This is a genomic window from Vagococcus luciliae (genome assembly GCF_024637875.1).
Lineage (GTDB): Bacteria > Bacillota > Bacilli > Lactobacillales > Vagococcaceae > Vagococcus > Vagococcus luciliae.
The window spans coordinates 345,052-364,580 of the sequence record NZ_CP102451.1; the positions used below are offsets into that span (position 1 = coordinate 345,052).

15 protein-coding genes are annotated in these 19,529 nt (G+C 33.4%); all 15 read right to left on the minus strand.

The genetic code is table 11. The annotated features are described in order from the left end of the window. Positions 1-152 precede the first annotated feature (152 nt). Positions 153-1,598 carry a proline--tRNA ligase gene (gene proS / locus G314FT_RS01815; protein ID WP_257701843.1) on the minus strand — a complete coding sequence of 482 codons (1,446 nt, stop codon included), beginning with the start codon at positions 1,596-1,598 and terminating at the stop codon, positions 153-155. Positions 1,599-2,315: 717 nt separating this feature from the next. Then, positions 2,316-2,861, minus strand: a complete 546-nt coding sequence (locus G314FT_RS01820; RefSeq protein ID WP_257701844.1) for a hypothetical protein — start codon at positions 2,859-2,861, stop codon at positions 2,316-2,318. A gap of 70 nt (positions 2,862-2,931) precedes the next feature. Further along, positions 2,932-3,243 (minus strand): nucleotide pyrophosphohydrolase, encoded by a 312-nt coding sequence (locus tag G314FT_RS01825; protein WP_423837520.1) that lies wholly within the window; start codon positions 3,241-3,243, stop codon positions 2,932-2,934. A 63-nt stretch (positions 3,244-3,306) separates the two neighbouring features. Next, the gene (locus G314FT_RS01830) at positions 3,307-3,591 is read right to left on the minus strand and encodes a hypothetical protein (protein WP_257701846.1); all 285 of its coding nucleotides are present in this window, start codon (positions 3,589-3,591) and stop codon (positions 3,307-3,309) included. A 141-nt stretch (positions 3,592-3,732) separates the two neighbouring features. Next, positions 3,733-5,058: a CHAP domain-containing protein gene (locus tag G314FT_RS01835; protein ID WP_257701847.1), complete on the minus strand. Its 1,326-nt coding sequence runs from the start codon at positions 5,056-5,058 to the stop codon at positions 3,733-3,735. A 415-nt stretch (positions 5,059-5,473) separates the two neighbouring features. Then, positions 5,474-6,070, minus strand: a complete 597-nt coding sequence (locus G314FT_RS01840; protein WP_257701848.1) for a nitroreductase family protein — start codon at positions 6,068-6,070, stop codon at positions 5,474-5,476. A 124-nt stretch (positions 6,071-6,194) separates the two neighbouring features. Beyond that, complete coding sequence (locus G314FT_RS01845; protein WP_257701849.1) at positions 6,195-7,349, minus strand: cation:proton antiporter; 1,155 nt, start codon at positions 7,347-7,349, stop codon at positions 6,195-6,197. Between the two features lie 134 nt (positions 7,350-7,483). Then, on the minus strand, positions 7,484-9,673 hold the full coding sequence (locus G314FT_RS01850) for a coiled-coil domain-containing protein (RefSeq protein WP_257701850.1): 2,190 nt from the start codon (positions 9,671-9,673) through the stop codon (positions 7,484-7,486). A 187-nt stretch (positions 9,674-9,860) separates the two neighbouring features. Then, positions 9,861-11,615, minus strand: coding sequence for a thiol reductant ABC exporter subunit CydC (gene cydC, locus G314FT_RS01855; protein ID WP_257701851.1), 1,755 nt, complete (start codon positions 11,613-11,615; stop codon positions 9,861-9,863). A 2-nt stretch (positions 11,616-11,617) separates the two neighbouring features. After that, positions 11,618-13,348 (minus strand): thiol reductant ABC exporter subunit CydD, encoded by a 1,731-nt coding sequence (gene cydD, locus G314FT_RS01860; RefSeq protein WP_257701852.1) that lies wholly within the window; start codon positions 13,346-13,348, stop codon positions 11,618-11,620. 16 nt (positions 13,349-13,364) lie between these two features. Next, the gene (gene cydB, locus G314FT_RS01865; RefSeq protein WP_257701853.1) at positions 13,365-14,369 is read right to left on the minus strand and encodes a cytochrome d ubiquinol oxidase subunit II; all 1,005 of its coding nucleotides are present in this window, start codon (positions 14,367-14,369) and stop codon (positions 13,365-13,367) included. Further along, on the minus strand, positions 14,370-15,776 hold the full coding sequence (locus G314FT_RS01870; RefSeq protein WP_257701854.1) for a cytochrome ubiquinol oxidase subunit I: 1,407 nt from the start codon (positions 15,774-15,776) through the stop codon (positions 14,370-14,372). Positions 15,777-15,889: 113 nt separating this feature from the next. Then, positions 15,890-17,236, minus strand: coding sequence for a glutathione-disulfide reductase (gene gor, locus G314FT_RS01875; RefSeq protein ID WP_257701855.1), 1,347 nt, complete (start codon positions 17,234-17,236; stop codon positions 15,890-15,892). A gap of 16 nt (positions 17,237-17,252) precedes the next feature. Then, a complete protein-coding gene (locus G314FT_RS01880) occupies positions 17,253-18,488 on the minus strand; it encodes a peptidase U32 family protein (protein WP_257701856.1) in 1,236 nt (411 codons plus the stop codon). 12 nt (positions 18,489-18,500) lie between these two features. Next, positions 18,501-19,421 carry a peptidase U32 family protein gene (locus G314FT_RS01885; RefSeq protein WP_257701857.1) on the minus strand — a complete coding sequence of 307 codons (921 nt, stop codon included), beginning with the start codon at positions 19,419-19,421 and terminating at the stop codon, positions 18,501-18,503. Positions 19,422-19,529: the final 108 nt, after the last annotated feature.

Consider the following 19,529-nt stretch of genomic DNA (forward strand, 5'->3'; position numbering starts at 1 on the left):
AAAATTCGTATGTTTCTTTTTTATGTAAAAAAATAGATGCAGATGAATTTCTTCATCCACATCAAAAATTATACAGCCTGAATTTATAGAAGCGATTAACCACACATTTTAAAAAGACAGCACCTGTTTAGGTGACTGTCTTTTTGTTATTATTAATAAGCTTTTGCCCAATGCATCATGTACTGAGCGGGCTTACCATTCCATAAATCTTTCAATCCTGTTAAATCATCTTGTTGATGGTCAAAACTCCAACAACGAGACGTAGCGCCTGTTTGTTCTTTGATTAACTCTTCCACAGCTTCATCACCTGACCACGGTGCTAATACAAATCCGCCTTCTTCAATTAATCGATTAAACTCTTCTTTTGTTGTGGCAACACGCGTTTTTTCTTCTTGACGTTTTCGCGCTTTAGCTAACATGTCATGGTGAATGGTTTCTAACAATTCAGAGATAACGGTTGGCAATGTATCATCAAACGGTACTGTCATTTTTTCTAAGGTATCTCGTCGAACGACGACAACTTGATTACTTTCAATATCTTTAGGTCCCATTTCAATACGAATAGGATAGCCTTTCATTTCAGCTTCACTAAATTTCCAGCCAGGTTGCTTGTCGCTATCATCTACTTTAATCGTTGCCACATCTGATAACATAACTTTTAATTCGTCTGCTTTATCTAAGACACCCTCTTTATGTTGGGCGATAGGGATGATGATAACCTGTGTTGGAGCAATTCGTGGAGGTAATACTAACCCACGATCGTCACTATGAACCATAATCATTCCACCAATAGTACGTGTTGTTAGCCCCCATGACGTTGTATAAACAAATTGCTCTTTTCCTTCCTTATCTGTATAAGTAATGTCAAATGCTTTACCAAAATGATCTCCTAAATGATGAGAGGTATTGATTTGCAAGGCTTTTCCATCATACATCAACGTTTCATTTGTATAAGTTTTTTCTGCTCCAGCAAATTTTTCACTTTCTGATTTAACACCTGTTACTACGGGGATAGCTAACATATTTTCACAAACATCTACATACATATCAAGAATCATTAACGCTTCTTTTTCTGCTTCTTCATGACTCACATGACAGGTATGACCTTCTTGCCAAAAAAATTCTGTTGTGCGTAGAAACGGGCGAGTATTTTTTTCCCAACGCATAACATTCGCCCATTGATTATACAATACTGGTAAATCACGATGAGAATGAATCACTGTTTTAAAATGCTCACAAAACAACACTTCTGACGTTGGACGAATTGCTAAGCGTTCGCTTAACTCCGTTTCACCGCCCATTGTTACCCAAGCAACTTCTGGAGCAAATCCCTCAACATGCTCTGCTTCTTTTAATAATAAATGCTCTGGAACAAGTAGTGGCATCATCACATTTTGATGACCTGTTTCCTTTAACCGGGAGTCCACTACATCACGGATTTTTTCCCAAATTGCCGTTCCTGTTGGTCGGATAACCATTGATCCTTTTACGCTAGAGTAATCACACAGTTCCGACTTAAGGCAAACATCTGTATACCATTTTGCAAAATCATCATCTCTACTTGTAATTTGTTTGACAAAACCTTGTTTTTTTACCATTTTATTTCTTCCCCCATCTATTTTTATACAAAAAAAAGACTCTACTTTGCAAGGACCAAAATAGGCGGTACCACCTTGCTTTAAAGTAGAATCATACTTTACAACTTCATTAGTTGATAACGTTAACTAAACGATGCTTCTTGGTAGGTTCAAGGGGGCTTAATAGAGTCTTTTCACCACCCGACTCCTCTCTAAAATAAAACTCATCCTCTACTATTCCAAGACAATATATGTATAAGGTAAATCTAGCACCTACAATAATTTTTGTCAATCACAAAAAAATCCCTAGAAAGACAATCTTTCTAAGGATAAATATTAGTTTCAAAACTAGAGCGACTCTCTAATAACTTATTATCAATAATCAAACTATTTTAGGATTCTATGACAAAGTAAATAGATTTTAAGTCAATACAATGACGACCCTTTCCCCATTAATGATTTTGTTCCAGTACTTTATTAGGATAATTGGACCGTTAATGTTTAACTTTTTGATTCAAATATTTTTTGGCTCGTTAATTAAATGAAAGAAAAAAGGATACTATAACTTTTCGTAATCTTTAATAAATCTCTTGTTCTATAGAACGATAATTCTTAATTTTTACAGATTTTCATTTAAGTAATGCCAAATAAAGAGAAAAACACACGAACTTACCTACAAAACATTGCTCTTAGACTTTTTTGATTATTGAATAAAAAACCTACTCACAAATTTTATGCTTATATGGTTTCTTTACCTTCAAATACATTTTTTTTCGGTAACTTATACTGAGTGATATCTTCACCATCAGCTATTAGTGCTTCTTCAAAATCTTCTATACTCAAATCAATTTTTCTAGATAAATCAAATACGATATGTAACATGTCATGAAAATACATTGGATTTCCTTGTTCAAAATATTCTTTATATTCTTTAGAGGTATTAGAAAAACCTGTCTCCTTTTCAAATTTATGTGCTTCTTTCACATAAATATCAAAGTTTAATTTTGTATATTCAGCAAAATGATTAAAGATTTCTATAGCCAATGATAAATCATGATACCACATATCATAACTTTTTTTAGCCAATCCTCCTTTAGCTTCAACTAATCGAAATTTATCATCACGTATATATTGTGTAATTAACATTTCTATATTTAAGCTAATACCTGTATACGAAATATTTTCAAATTCAAACTGTTTTAAATCTGATAACTCTGCTAGTAAACTTTGCGGAGTAAATTGCCTATTTTCCAAACTTTTGTATACTTTTTTTTGTTCAAACATTTCTTCTCCTCCAATACCTTTATTTACTCTTATATTATAACTTAAACACAAAAAAAGACATACTTTTATATCATCTGTTAACAGGATATTTTTGAGCATTCTTTATCAGTTTTTTCTCAATGATATCATCTATATTAAACCCTAGTTTATCTGCTAAAGTATAAGAATAAATTAATACGTCCGCTAATTCTTCTTCGAGACGTTCTGTTTGTTTCACTGCTTCTGAATTATCTAACCATTGAAATATTTCTAGTAACTCATTAGCTTCTAAAGAAATAGAAATAGCTAAATCCTTTTCCTTACCTACATGATTCCACCCACGTGCTTTTCTAAATTCATTGATTCTTTCTATTGATGTCAAATTTATCACACTTTCTATCATTTATTTCTATTATAACAAAAAAACCCTACACATATTGGTAGGGGGCTACACGAATTTTTATCGTTAATATTTAATTTTAATATGTCCATCTGGTTGTTTAATTAAATGAACATCACATATAAAAACTTTTTGTGGAGAAAAATATTGACTAGATAACACAACTGTCAATATATTCCACTTATCATTCTCTTTAATATCAAGATCATTGATTCCATTTTCTATTTTTTCCTTTAATTCATCTAATACAATCGCTAGTTTACTTTCATCGCTAAGTTTTTCTTCCACTGTTTTTAAAAACAAGTCATAATTTTCTTTTGAAATAAACAATGTATCTAACCCATTTTTCATACTAATTCCTCCCTATTTTTCTATCATATAATACTATACTACTAAAAAATGATAAAAAGTCGATTTATTTAAGAATTATTTTTATAAAAAAATACACAACATATGGCACATGATATGTTGTGTATTTTAAATTATTTAATTTTAGCGATGAATATAAGTATATCCAGATGCACTAATTGTTTGACTGTTTGGTCCAGTTGGTGAAGAAAATCCAGTACCACCTTGCGAAATTGTAATAGTATTATTTGAAGCATTGTAAGAATCAACATAAGCAACATGTCCATAAGTACCGTCTGCTGTCCATTGTCCTCCAACAGATTGACCTGCTGCAAATACCACTACTGCACCTGCTGCTGGGGTTGAATTAACAGTATAACCATCTGCCGCAGCTGAAGCTCCCCATTGGCAACCATTACCCCAATAAGTACCTACCCATGGAGCAACACTTTTCACATACCAAGTACATTGACCCACAGCATACATATTTCCTGACCCTGAATGATCTACACCACCACCGTTGGAAGTTGTATTTCCACTAGGAGTTGAACTTGGTGTTTCACTTGATGATGTAGTTGTTTCACTTGATGACGTAGTTGTCCCAGTAGTTGGTTTTTCTACAGGTTTACTTTCTTGTGCTGTTGAACTTGATTGTTCACTTGACGATGACGTACTATTCTGTGTTGTTGACTCAGTTTTCTTTTCGTCAGCTGTTTTGTCTGCTTTAACAGCTGTAACAGTTACAGGTTTTTCAGAAGCTTCTTGTTGTGCTTTTAACACTTTGATTTGTGCAGCTCTCGCTTCTTCTTTTTGTTTATTTAATTTAGCTTTATCGCCTTCAGCTGTTGCTTGTTCCGCAGCTAAAGTTGTTTTTAATACATTCAATTCAGCTTGTTGTGAAGCTAATGAATCTTTTTGGTTTTGTAATTCTTTTTGTGTTGAAGCCATTTCACTTATTTTTGCTTCATTTTCTTTAATATTTTCTTCAACTGATTGTTGGTCTCTTTTTTGTTGTTTTACTAAATCATTGTTTGCATTTACAATGGTACTCATTGCATGAACACGGCTAATCGCATCTGATAATGAATCAGCTTCTAAAACAGCATTCACATAGTTTGTACTTTGTCCATTCGTTTGTGCATCACGTGCTTGTTTTTGGATTGATTTTTCACGTTTTGCAATTCTAACTTTTAATGTTGCAATCTCACTTTGTAATTTTTCAGTGTCTTGGCTTAATGCAACTTGTTTAGCTTCTAAAGATGAAACTTTTTCATTTACAGAAGCTACTTTTGATTCTAAAGCCTCAATTTCAGCTTGTGCTTTTGCTTGTTGACCTTTTAAAGCGTTAATTTTTTCGTCTTGTTGCTTAATTTGAACATCCACAGAATCTGCTAATGCAATACTTGGACTAGCTACTGCTGTTAATGCAATAGAACATACCATAATCGTTGATAAAATATTCTTCTTCAATTTTCTTCCTCCGAATAACTTGTCTAAATTTATATAAAGTGTATTTAATTATTAATTTCTCTTTCCTTAACGACTTATCCATTCTAACATAGTGATATGTCAGATAGATAAAGGAAATGTTACAAAAACATTTCATTCTACTTTCTCTATCATGTTTTTAATCAATTTTAGATTAATTGAAACATATTATTAATCAAAAAAAATGTATATGTTTATTATTAAGATAGTGTTGTAGTCACCATAAAAAAAGTCACTAGTTTACACTAGCGACTAAAGGAGTTTGTTTATTTACTTTGGAGGAGTAAATAAAATGAAAAAGTTTGTTAGGGTTGTTTTGTTGGTATGCATATATAATAAGCAATCAATATGACGATTTCTTTGCTTAAATAAGAATATTTTTTGAATTTACTACGTATTAGTTAAATCGTTTAAAACGATCAGTATTTTCCATGTATTCTTTTTCTAAAGCAGGGGACTCAATGGATCCAATGACTAATTGGCCACGTAATTTCCAATTTTTAGGAATCCCCCATTCATTTGACACTGATTCATCAATAATTGGATTATAATGTTGTAAATTAGCTCCAATATTTTTTTCTGCAAGGGCTGTCCAAACGTTGGATTGAGTTAAACCACTTGCCTGTTCTGACCAAATAGGGAAGTTTTCAGCATATAAAGCAAAGTTTTCTTGTAATCCTTTCACGATATCTGTATCTTCAAAAAATAAAATGGTTGCTTTTCCATTAGCAAATCCTTTTAGTTTTTCCTTTGTATTTTCAAAAGCATCAGGTGGTGTTAGAGGTTTTAATAACTCTTCAGTCATACTCCATAATTTTTCATGAGCATCATCAAACAAGAAAACAACGCGTTGGCTTTGAGAATTGAACGCTGTAGGCGATTCTCTTACAACTTCTGTTACTAATTCTACAATGTCATCATTTGATAAAGAGGTATTTTTACCAAGATTATATATTGAACGACGTTTTTTTAATAATTCTACAAAATTTGACATAAGTTAGACCAATCCTTTTTGTTTATTTGTTGTTTTTACTATATCAGCTTATATAAAGTAAGTAAAATAATTTGCTTATCTTATAAAAGAAAAAGCAGTCGACTAACAAGTCAACTGCTTTCTTTTAATCCTTATCAGGATATATTTTCATAAAATAATGTTTTAACATTGGAGGGGCAATTAGAGTGGTCAGTATCACAGAAATAATAACTGTTGTATAATATTCTTGTGATAACAAACCTGTTGATAAACCTGTTGTTCCAATAATTAAAGCAACTTCCCCTCTTGACACCATACCTGAACCAACTGCTAAAGATGAGTGATTATCAAAGCCTGTTACTTTAGCTCCAAGGAATCCACCAAATAGTTTAGATAAAATAGCAACGATTGTACATGCTACAAGGAATCCAATTTGGCTAAATACTCCAGTAAAGGAAATGCTAATCCCGACACTAACATAAAAAAATGGAACAAATAAAGCATTAGCAATTGGATCAACTGTTTTTTCCACTTCATGTTGGAAAGACGTCTGAGAAATAAATAATCCTGCTAAAAAGGTTCCAATAATTCCGGCCATACCTAGCATTTCCCCAAAATAAGCAAAACCAAACGCTACAATTAACGCACCTGCGGTCACTGGAGCAGTGACTTTAAATTTTGAAAATAATGTTAAAAATTTAGGAACAATATAAACGCCCACAACAAATGCTACAACAAAGAATAGAACTTTTTTGAATAGTAACAATGGAACAGAAGAACTAGATGTATCTTCCCCCATAAAAGACATCACAAATGCTAACAACGTCACAACTAAAATATCATCCACAACGGCTGCACCTAATATGGTTGTAGCTTCTCTTGTTTGCATCATACCCATTTCTTTTAACACTTGAACGGTAATACTAACACTAGTAGCAGAGAAAAGAACGCCTAAAAAGATTCCTTCATTGAAAGAAAAACCAAATAATTCTCCCATAGCAAAGGCACTAGCAAATGGTACTATGATACCTAATACCGCCACAGCAACTGATGGTTTCCAATTTTCTTTTAATTGCTCTGCATCTGTTTCAAGTCCAGCTAGAAACATCAACAATAAAACCCCTATTTCTGAAAATTCTTGAAAAATAGCTGAGTCTTGTACTAATCCTAAAACTGCTGGTCCAATTAAAATACCAATCAGTAGTTTCCCCAAAACTGCTGGTTGACCAAGTCTAACAGATAAATGCCCAGCAACTTTAGTTGAAAATAATATTAAAACAATAGTAAATAATAATTCCAATACGTCATCCCCTACTCTTTTTTATACCTACACTAATAAATCTATCAAATCCATTCATCTCTTGTAAAGATTTATCGTATTTTTTAATCCCAATATTATAAAAAAACCCCTTTAAAAAAAGGGGCTTTTTATACTTAATCTTCATAATCTAAAATTGTTTGTAGATGACGACTGATTAGTCCATACGCTTGAATTTCTCCCCAAACTTCTTCGGTCATAACATATTTTCTTGATAACAATTTTGGAGCTTTAATATTTTCATCTAATTTTTTATAAAAGCGATCAAATTGTTTCATTTTGGGTTCAGCCCATTTTTTAAATTTAATGTCTTGCTTGTCAAGTTTTTTCCAACGTTCAGACAATAAATCAAGCTGACTTTCAAATGCTAAAAATTCTTTTTTACGAACTTTTTCTTTACCTTCTTCATCCTCAGTATCACTTAATATGCTATCAACATCGTCCATAATCGTTTCATCATCATAACCTAAAATATCGTCATCATAATCATCATCTTCGTCATAATCATAGTCATAATCGTCATCATAATCATCGTCTTCGTAATCATAATCATAGTCATAATCGTCATCTTCGTAATCATAATCGTCGTCATAATCATCATCATAACTATCATCTTCGTTATCATAATCGTCATCATAATGATCATCTTCGTCTGTATAATGATAAGACTGGTTGAGAGTATCATCTAAATCAATCTGTGGTGATGCTTCCAAGTCACTCGATTCAACTGAACTATTTTCTTCTGTCACCATATCTACTGGGTCAAATATAGGAACTTCAGGTGTCTTTGAAAGGTCAATACTTGGTGTAACAGTTTCATTTTCCAACGAAATAGAAGAAAAATCAGAATTTTGCATATTCAATTTGGAATAATTTGATTGTTTTAGTTTAGCTAATTCTTTTTCTAAATCGAATACTCGGCTAGCTGCAGTTCGATAATTAGACTCCAAACGAGTATAGTTATCTTGCCATTTAGCTTGCGTCAATTCTTGTGAATTCATTAACTGATTAACTAGTTCTTGTTGTTTTTCTAATCTTTGTGATAATCGCTTAATTTCTTCATTTTTAGAATAATTAATATTTTCAAATTCTTTATCCTTTTGATTTAGCTGATGTTGATATTCTTGTACTGCTTGTTGATGTTCAAATGTTAGTTTCTTCATTTCTTGTTCTTTATGAGTCAACTCATCAGTTAATTGTTGAATAATCAATTGTCTTTCTTCAAGCAATCGATCTAATTTATCTTGTTGATCTTGAAGACGTTCATTTTCTGAATGTAACTGTTGTTCTCGTAATTGCGATTCCTTTTGACTTAGATTATTTTCTTGTATGAGGTTTGCTAATTCATCTTCTTTTTGTTTAAGCTTAAGAGTTGCTTCTCGTAATGATTCTTGTACTTGTTCTTCAAATTGTTGATTTTCAGTAATAACTAAGCGAAGTTCTTCATTTTCATATTGGGCTTGTTGGTATCTTTGCTTCCAAGACTCCACACCTTGTTCAAGTGATGAGTTTAACTCGTTCACGTTATTTTTTAAATCTAATATTTCAGATTGCTTTATTTGTAGTTGTTGTCTGTAATCAATCTCGTTATCTTGATATGAGATTACTTTTTGTTTTAAGCTGTCATTTTCTTGACTCATTTGATTGATTTTTAATTCATACTCACGTTGTGCTGTTTTTAAATCCAATTCAAATGATTTAATGACTTGAGCATTTTCTGCAATTTTTTGTTCTAACTCATAAATTCTTTGTTGCTTTTCTAATAATCCATCATCTAAAAAATCTTGTGAATGACGATTTTGCGATGTAGATATCACTTGACTAATACTAGGTACTCTTTCTTGAGTGTTATCGTAATTATCATAATCCATACCAGTGAAAGTGCCATTAATTTGACTATTGGATGGTTGTTCTAAAATTCCTAATTGATCATATGCTTCTTTCATTGCCTCTTTAAAAATTCTTGGAGCGTTCGTTTTTATATTTCTAATTTGAGTATTAGAGTATAGTCTACTTGCATCAAATGTGACTAACAGTTCTATTCTTTCATGTGCAGTATAGTCTAAGAACACACGGTCAACAGGATATAATGAAAATGTTTTTTCCCACTCAGCCATAAATAACGTTACTGCTTTTGTAATAATTGATTGTGATAATTTTTGCTTACGGTTTGACCACTTTAATAATAATTGATTTTTCTTAGTCGTAATATTCTGAACAGGTAATAAGATAACACTTTGTTCAGTTGGTTTTTTCGTTTCATCTTGATATAATTGAACGTCTATAACAAACTCCTCTAACGGCATAATACTATGCTCCCTCCACTATTCATCTTACTCACTAACATGTACCAGTATTAATTGGTTACTCGTATTAATACTACCTTTTCTGTTGGTAATTGTAAAGTTGTTTTAGTATATTGAATCAACAAAAATATATATTTTGTTTACTTTTCAATAAAAAAGACACTCCCATTAATCAGGAGTGTCTTTTTTATTCGTAAACATCCATTTGATAAAGTTGTTCAAATCGATTATTAGTCTCTAATAACTCCTTAGGGCTACCTGACATATCAATTTTACCATCTTCAATAAAGACCACTTTATCAGCGTGATGAATTCCAACTAAGTGATGAGTAATCCAAATAACTGTTTTATTTTTTAATGCTTCAAAGACTGTTTCTAGCAACTGCTTTTCAGTTAATGGATCTAACCCTATGGTTGGTTCATCAATAATAACAATAGGTACATCTTGTAATAAAATTCTCGCTAATGCAATACGCTGCTGTTCTCCGCCAGAAAATCTTTTACCACCTTCTTCAACTAACGTATCCATTCCTTGTGGAAGACGGTCCACCACTCGTTTTAATCCAGCCGCTTCAATTGCTTCTAACACTTCTTCATCTGTTGCATTTAAATTTCCCAAACGTACATTGTTTTTTAAGCTTGTGTTAAACAAGTATGGATGTTGATTTAATACACCAAAATAATTAGCTTGCTGTCCTTCTAATTCTTTGATGTCCATACCACCTACTAAAACTTTTCCAGCTGTTGGCGTTAAATCGCCACGAATAATCTGAGTTAACGTTGTCTTCCCTGTTCCACTTTTTCCAAGTAACGCCACAACTTGTCCTTCTGGTATAGTTAGATTAAAATGAGATAATAACTCTCGTTTTCCTTGAGGATATTTAAAACCAACATCTTTTAATTCAATTGTTGTAGAGGTTAATACTATATCTGCTTTTACGCCTTGTTTGTTTTCCTTTTCAGGATTCGGTAATTGAGATAATCTTTGCACTGTATCTTCATAAATAGGTAATTCTTTTACCGAATCACTCACTGGACTAAAAGCATCTAGCAATGGAAAAAAAGATAAAACAAATGCTGCTATCCAGTTTAATGCAGCAGGAGTTCCTTGGCTAATAAAATAATTACCAGCCCATATAAATAAAGCAACAGCTATGATACCAAAAATCAATTGCTTCACAATACCTTCTAAACGAGAGTAACGATTTAATTGGTAATCCTCTTTTCTAACGTTCGCTTCTGCTTCATTGTACTGTGTTAGAAATTCTTCATAACGTCCGCTATATTGCCAATCAGCAACACCTAATACTGCATCAGTTAAATCATTATAGAGTTCATGTTTTTTCGCTTTTTTACGATATACTCTAGCATTATTAACCAACACTGCTGCTAGTGGTAATACCACTAAAATCAACGCAAATAATAACAACATCAAGCCCGCAAAAGGTAATGAAAAGTAACCCAATCCAATAATAATAAATACATATAAAATAAATGAGGTACAAATAGGAAAAATGGTTCTTAAATAAAGATTCTGAATATGATTAATGTCCTCTGCTAATATACCCAATAAACTCCCTGACTGATAATTTTCTTTCGTATTTGCTGCTTCAGTTTCAAGAGAACGATATAAACGAACACGTATATCAGAGGTCATTTTTAACACCCAATTGTGGCTTCCTAAACGCTCAATATATCGAAATGTTGGTCTTGCTATACCAAATGCACGTGTTAGCACAATTGGAACGTAAACTAACAAAATATTTTCAGGTTTTGCAGCGGACTTACTGATTAAGTAGCCAGATGTGAACATCAAAGCTGCTGCTGAAAAAAAGGTTAGAAATCCAAGAAACAAAACTAAAGCTAATAATTTTTTATACTTTTTAAAAAATGGTCTAACCCATTGATCTTTTTTAGTTAATAATAGATAATTTTGTTTCATTTCTATAACCCTCCTTTCAATTGATTTACAAAGTGTTGATAGGTACCATTTTTAGCTCGCAGTTCATGATATGTTCCTTGTTCAACTATTTTTCCATCTTCCATCACTAAAATATAGTCCATCTCTCTCATCCAATGTAGACGATGTGTGGCAAAAAATACTAACTTATTTTCAAATAATGGTAATATCGTTTCTTTTAGTTCATACTCTGTTTCCACATCCAAATGGGCGGTAGGTTCATCAAATAATAAAATATTTCGCTCTTTATCTAATAAAGCTCTAGCAACAGCAATACGTTGATACTGACCACCACTTAATAGGTGACCACCTTCACCAATCACTGTATCCCATCCTTCTGGTAATTCTTCTATAACATCAATTAGACCCGCTTGTTTCACTGCTTCAGCACATTCTTCAAAGCTAGCGTCAGGTCGATAAAATGTAATATTTTCTTTTAATGAACCATGGAATATATAAGGGTCTTGCGGAATATAAAACAATTGATCTTGCCATGCTTTTTTGTGTAGATTGGTCATGGCAGACTGATTAATATGAATATTTGGTTTTGTTGCTTCTAAGAATCCGCCTAATAGCTTAATCAACGTTGACTTACCAGATCCTGATAACCCAACAATTCCAATTTTCCCACTACCTTGCCAGTCAAAAGAAATATCCGTCAAGGTTGTTCCTTCTTGTGATTCATTATATTTTAACGACATATTTTTTAATGATAATTTATCTGATTCATTCCATGAACCTTTTAAGTCGACTGTTTCATCATTTGCTAATTCTTTTTGATCCAGTATTGAAAAAATAGATTTTAATGTATTTCCACCATCTAATGTCGCATGGTAGTCATTTGAAAAATCTCGTAATGGTAAAAAGAAATCTGGAGCTAAGACTAACGTTGTTAAAGCAGGCCACAACTCAATTTGACCATTCATTAACTTAAAACCTAAAAATACCGCGACGATAGCAACAGATAAAGTAGTAAAGAAATCCAACGCAAAGGTTGATAAGATAGCAATTTTCAACGTACTCATCGTTGCTTTTCGATAATCTTCGCTCATTTCATGTACTTTTTTCTCATATTTTTTACTAAGACCTAAAAAATAGAGTGTTTCAATTCCTCGCAGTGAATCTAAAAAATGGTTACTTAGTAGTTGAAATCCCTCATATTGCCTATCTGCTTTTGCTCGTGCCGCATATCCTAAAATGATCATAAATAAAATGATAATTGGAAAGACAAGTAATAAAATGACACCAGAACGAATATCCTGCGTGAAAACAAACAATAAAATAATCCAAGGAATCACCATCATATTCGTTAATTTCGGTAAAATTAAAGTAATATAATTCTCTACTTGGTCAATGCCTTCAATCGTCATAGTAACCATATTTCCAGTACCTTCTTTTTGAACAAAATTAGGTCCTAGTCTAAAAATCTTTTGTAACAACTGTTGGCGTACTTTTCTAGCTTCTTTATATGCATACTTATCAAGTGACTTGTCTCTTATATATAATACTAACTGTCTTCCAAAAAAACACGTAAAAAACCAAACAAGCGGCATGGTTTGAGACACAACAGTTTCACCATTCCATAACGCACTAATCCCTTTTGATAAAAAATAAGCCTGCCCGATAATTAATAAGGCTTGTAGGATTCCTAACCCTACAAGCCCAATTAAGACCGACCTAATTTTATCAATACGAAATAAATTCTTATCAATCAATTAGGTACAACTCCTTTTATCTATCTATCTTGACACGTTTTGTAAATTGTTTATATGCCCAAGCCACATAAAGTAACACAATTGGTAATAAAACTACAGTAACAATTGTCATTACTTTCAAAGTATAAGGGGTACTTGACGCATTTTCAATTAGCAAGCTAAATTGTGAGTCTTGTGCAATCATAACACGTGGGAATAACCCATTAAATAAGAATGCTACGATTCCAACAAAGACTAATCCAGTTGAAATAAATGATAATCCTTCTTTGTCTTTATAAGTACCATAAGCAGCAAGTGCCGCAAAAACAACGATTAAAACTAACAGAATTAAAGATGAAGTAAAACGTTCAGTAAAGAAGTCTGTTTTCAAATAAGCTAAAATAGCAAAAACGACTAAACCAGCAAATAATACTGGGTATAATTTTTTTGCAATAGCCAATGAACGTTCACGGACATTTCCTTCTGTTTTAAGACGTAAGTAGTTTAAACCATGTAAAAAGCTCACTAACGTCACGGCCACACCACCTACGATAGAAAATAAATTAATATAATCAGTAAAGGTAGCATTCATCACATTTTTAGTAGCATCTAGTGGAAGACCTATAACTAAGTCGACAAACATCATTCCAAATAGAAATGGAACAATAATACTTCCTAAAAACAAAGCCCACTCCCATGTATTACGCTCTTTTGCATTTTCAGAACTACTTCTAAATTTAAAAGATACGCCACGAATAATTAAACCAACTAAGATAAATAGTAAAATTAAATAGAACCCACTAAATAATGATGCGTACCACTCTGGAAATGAGGCAAACATTGCACCTCCAGCAGTAATTAACCAAACCATATTACTTTCCCAAACAGGCCCAATTGTTTCAATGACTTGATCACGTTCACGCTTGTTACGAGCAACTAGCTTAACAGCCATTCCAACACCGAAGTCGAAGCCTTCTAAGAAAAAGAATCCTGAAAATAGAACGCCGATTAAAATGAACCATAAAAATTGTAAATTACTCATTTACAGAACCCCCTTTGCAAATGGGTCAATACCATCTTTTCTAGCTTCAGACGGATCAACGTAGTAAGGTCCTTTTTTCACTGCGCGTTTACAGAAGATAAACATCACATAACCTAGTACACTAAATAATAAGAAGTAAACAATATTACTAATTAACAATGATGTTGCTGTCACACTTGGGGAAACACTGTCTGCAATAGTGAACAATCCATACACAGTCCATGGAGAACGTCCTAATTCAGTCACTAACCAACCAAATGTATTAGAAATGAATGGGAAACTAATACCTGCTACAAATAGCCATAGCATCCATTTCATACTTTGAATTTTATTTTTACGAAGGAGATATAATCCCACTATGGCCATCAATGCCATTAAAGAACCAAAACCAGCCATAAATCTGAATCCCCAGAATAACGTCTTAACTGGTAAATAGTAATCCATCTCTGAACCAAATTTCGTATCATATTCGTCATGTAATTCTTTATTGGCTTGATCCATACCAATATATTTATCTTCCCCACCTAAAATAGTTAATAAATAAGGAACAGAAATTTCCCATTTTGTTTCTTTATCTTTCGTATCAATTGATGCAATAATGTTCCAAGGAGCTGGTGAAGAGGTATCTTCATAGATTCCTTCCATTGCAGCAAATTTCATTGGTTGATCATCTGCGACAGCAATCATTTGTTGGTGTCCTGCAACAATGGTTAAAATTGAACCAACCAAACCAATAATCAAACCGATTCTCATTGATTTTTTGAAGAATTCCATGTCCTTATTTTTTAGCATTTTCCATGCTGATGAGCCAGCAATGACAAAACCACCTGTCACAATCGCTCCAAATAAAACGTGAGGGTATTCTACCCATAATTGATGATTTTTTAGTAAACCAACAAAACTTGTTAATTCTGCACGATTTGTTGCTTCATTAATTGAATAGGCTACTGGATTTTGCATAAATGAGTTTGCCGCAAGAATCCATAACGCTGATAAAGCTGTTCCGATTGATACTAACCAAATAAATAATAAGTGCAATTTTTCATTGAATTTGTCCCAACCAAACATCCATAGTCCAATAAACGTTGATTCCATAAAGAAAGCAAGTAATGCTTCAACTGCTAAAGGTGCTCCAAAAATATCCCCCATAAAACGAGAGTATTCAGACCAGTTCATTCCAAATTGAAACTCTTGGATAATCCCTGTTACAACCCCTACAGCAAAACCTATTAAGAAAATATTTCCCCAAAATTTTGCCATATCTTTATAGATTTTATCTTTTTTGACAACATACATTGTCTCCATCACCGCAACGGCGAAAGCCATTCCGATAGACATCGGCACGAAAAAGAAATGGAAAACGGTTGTCATCCCAAACTGGAAACGTGCTAAAAATTCGATATCCATAAATAATCCTCCTTATATACATCTATTTAACACACTTATTATACCCGATAGATTAGGTAGTTTCAAAATTTTTTCAATTGTTCTCACCTAATAATTAATTCAATTTACGCTATCTATCTCATTGTGACAAATTCTTCTGCTCCAGTTGGATGAATCGCGACTGTTTGATCAAAATCTGCTTTTGTTGCACCCATTCTGACTGCTACAGCAAATCCTTGTAACATCTCATCGACTCCTAAACCGATGCCGTGCAATCCAACAATCTTTTCTTCTTTACCAACACAGACGAGTTTCATCCAACATTTTTCACGTACTTCTGTAATGGCAAATTGCATTGGGGTAAATCGAGAAGTATAAACCTTTACTTCATCTTCACCATACTGCTCTTTTGCTTCTTTTTCAGTCAGTCCAACTGTTCCAATCGCTGGGTGAGAAAATACGACTGTTGGAACTGTATGATACTCAAGAAACATATTTTCTTGATTGTTAAATAATCTCTCTGATAAACGACGACCAGCAGCAATTGCAACAGGGGTTAAATTGATTTTATCAATGACATCTCCCACAGCATAAATACCTTCTTGTGTGGTGTTTTGATATTTATCTACTTTGATTGCACCTTTATTTGTTAACTCAACTTCAGTCACTTCAAGATTGAGTCCATCCACATTTGGCACACGACCAATCGCCCATACAATCTCATCGACTTCTAAAGATTTTCCATTTTCAAAGTGTAATACGTACCCTTCAGATATTTTTTCAACACGCTCTGGTACACTATTTGCATGCAACTGCATACCACTTTTTTCATAACTTTCTGTCAAACCATGAATCAACAATTCATCAAAGTTACGTAAAAAAGTATCTCGCCTAAATGCTAGATGAGTTGTTGCACCTAATCCGTGTAATACTCCTGCAATTTCAACGGCGATATATCCTGCCCCAACAACCGCCACACGTTTTGGTAACTCAGTTAATTCAAAGAAACCATTTGAATCAATTCCGTATTCTGCTCCTGGAATATTCGGACGAATGATTTTTCCGCCAGTCGCAATCAAGATATGAGGAGCCGTAAATGTTTCACCATTAACTTCCACGACATTTTTTTCTTTAAATTTAGCGTAACCTTTAATATGAGTCACTCCGTTGCTTTCTAGCCCTTTTAAATACAAGCCATTCAATCGCTTAATATATGTTTGACGATTTTCTACTAGACGAGCCATATCAAACTCGTCAACTGTCACATCAAATCCATATTCATAAGCTTGATGATGCAACATATCATTCATTTGAGAAGCAGACCACATGACTTTTTTAGGAACACAGCCAACATTAACACATGTTCCTCCAAGCTCATTGCCTTCTATTAATAACACTTTGGCACCATACATTCCAGCACGATTCGCAGAAGCAATCCCTCCACTACCGCCACCAACTACTATATAATCATATGTTTTCATCATTATAACCTCCTTCTTATTTTTGTTTTCGTATCATATCACCAGGTTTAACTGGTTGTTCAACAGGCATTTTAACAATCATCATGGCATTAGGTGCTTTTTCGATTGATTCACCATCTTCGTTCCACATCTCTTTGATGTCTTGTTCAAAATGTGTAAACCCTGGTCCATAAAATTCAATCTGATCATCCAATCTAAAATGATTGCGTTGTCTAATTGTGGCAATTTTTGTTGCTTCATCGTAGTCTAACACTTCTCCTATGAACTTATACACTGGTATTTTTCGACGTTTTCCAAATAGTTGCTCTTCATCAGTGGGTGTATGATAATAAAAACCAGTCGCTAATTCTCGTTGGGCTACCTTCCATAACTCATCAATCCATTCTTGTTTGCATTCATAATTTTCTGGATCCGATATATAGCTATCCACTGCTTTTTTATAAACATTTGAAACTGTTGACACATAATGAATCGACTTCATTCGTCCTTCAATTTTTAGACTATCGACACCATTTTTTACCAAATCAGGAATATGTTCAATCATCGACATATCCACCGCACTCATAGAAAACGGCTCACTCACTTCTCCTGTGTCTGTCAATGAACGTCTCTCTTCGCCAAAAGGCATATCAAATAAATCATATTTCCAACGACAAGATTGGGAACAGCCACCACGATTAGCATCTCTGTGACTCATATGATTTGATAACGTACAACGACCAGAATAAGAAATACACATCGCCCCGTGAATAAATGCCTCTATCTCGATATCTGTATTTTGACGGATTTTTGCTACTTCATCCATTGAAACCTCACGTCCTAGCACGACGCGTTCCAATCCTTCATTTTTCCAAAATTCAAGAGTTTCAAAATTCGTTGCTGAAGATTGTGTTGATAAATGGACAGGTAGTCCTGGTGCTTCTGTAATACAGATTTCTATTAATGCAGGGTCAGATACAATAACCGCACTAATTCCAATATCTCGTAACGTTCTAAAAAATTCACCCGAACCTTTCGCATCTCCCTCATGAGTTACCATGTTAGCCGCAACATAAACTTTTGCACCACGTTCTTTAGCAAATGCCACGCCTTCTTCCATTTCTTCATAAGAAAAGTTTCCAGCACGACTTCTTAATCCATAAGCATTTCCACCAATATAGACCGCATCAGCCCCATAATGAATGGCGACTTTTAATTTTTCAAGAGTTCCAGCTGGTGCTAATACTTCTGGTCGTTTCAATGTATTTGTCATCTTTACTCTCTCCTATTTTATTTCTTCAGGATCTAAATAATAAAAACCAGTATCTAAACTTCTCCCAATTGGATGATTTTCCATCACAATGGTTTGTAAATTTTTTGCCAATTGCTCTGTCCAAATTCCAGCAATCAACGCTTTCTTAGCTTCAATAAAGCACGATACAATCGTCACAAATGCTTCTCCAGGGGTATACATCCCATCTAATTTCCAATGGTTTAAACCTGCTTCGTATAATTCATTTAATTCAAACATTAAGTCTACATCATTCGTTGCATAAATGTGTGTGCCGTGTTTGTCTTCAAAAATAGAATAATGCGTTTCTTTATCTTTAGGCTCAGATATAAATAACCCATCCTCTTTCGATACATTGTCTTGTTGTTGAGTAAAATTAAAATAATTTGTAATCAATGGCCGTTTAGAATGGTGAATGCAGGTTGCCCCGTACACGAGTACTTCCGTAAACACATCCGCTTCTTTTCCAATATGTTGCAATTCTTCAAATGGAATTTCTCTTGCCAAGATAGCACCTTTTGCTCCACGTTTTGCCCAGAAATTAACCTGTCTCGAGCTTGTAACCATGGTTTCCGCATTATAAACATATGGCAACTGATACCCGTCACGTTGTAATACATAAATCACACCAGGATCGCCTACAATAATATCATCTACTCCAATTGATTCTAAAAACTGTAAATATTCTGGTATTTTTTCCATTTTATCTGGATGCATAATCGCGCTCACTGCAACACGAGCTTTTTTCCCATGTTTATGAGCCAATTCAACCAACTCAGACATTTCTTTTCTTGTGAAATAATGTGGTAATCTTAAGCCAAATTCTTCTTCTCCAAAACACAAAACGTCGATATCTAATTCAACTAATTGACGTGCTTGATCGAATGAATCAACCGTTACACTCATTTCTATCATATAAGACACTCCTATTCATTATAAACACTCTTATCCTACCATATAGACTAAACTTATCGCAATTCTTTCACAAGTTAAAAGCGCTAGTTATGTAAATAACTAACGCTT

Coding starts and splice junctions, on each gene's coding strand:
- cydB (WP_257701853.1), bottom strand. CDS start 14,369: ATGAGTAATTTACAATTTTTATGGTTCATTTTAATCGGCGTTCTATTT.
- proS (WP_257701843.1), bottom strand. CDS start 1,598: ATGGTAAAAAAACAAGGTTTTGTCAAACAAATTACAAGTAGAGATGAT.
- G314FT_RS01825 (WP_423837520.1), bottom strand. CDS start 3,243: ATGATAGAAAGTGTGATAAATTTGACATCAATAGAAAGAATCAATGAA.
- cydC (WP_257701851.1), bottom strand. CDS start 11,615: ATGAAACAAAATTATCTATTATTAACTAAAAAAGATCAATGGGTTAGA.
- G314FT_RS01870 (WP_257701854.1), bottom strand. CDS start 15,776: ATGGATATCGAATTTTTAGCACGTTTCCAGTTTGGGATGACAACCGTT.
- G314FT_RS01880 (WP_257701856.1), bottom strand. CDS start 18,488: ATGACAAATACATTGAAACGACCAGAAGTATTAGCACCAGCTGGAACT.
- G314FT_RS01850 (WP_257701850.1), bottom strand. CDS start 9,673: ATGCCGTTAGAGGAGTTTGTTATAGACGTTCAATTATATCAAGATGAA.
- G314FT_RS01820 (WP_257701844.1), bottom strand. CDS start 2,861: ATGTTTGAACAAAAAAAAGTATACAAAAGTTTGGAAAATAGGCAATTT.
- G314FT_RS01830 (WP_257701846.1), bottom strand. CDS start 3,591: ATGAAAAATGGGTTAGATACATTGTTTATTTCAAAAGAAAATTATGAC.
- G314FT_RS01840 (WP_257701848.1), bottom strand. CDS start 6,070: ATGTCAAATTTTGTAGAATTATTAAAAAAACGTCGTTCAATATATAAT.
- gor (WP_257701855.1), bottom strand. CDS start 17,236: ATGAAAACATATGATTATATAGTAGTTGGTGGCGGTAGTGGAGGGATT.
- G314FT_RS01885 (WP_257701857.1), bottom strand. CDS start 19,421: ATGATAGAAATGAGTGTAACGGTTGATTCATTCGATCAAGCACGTCAA.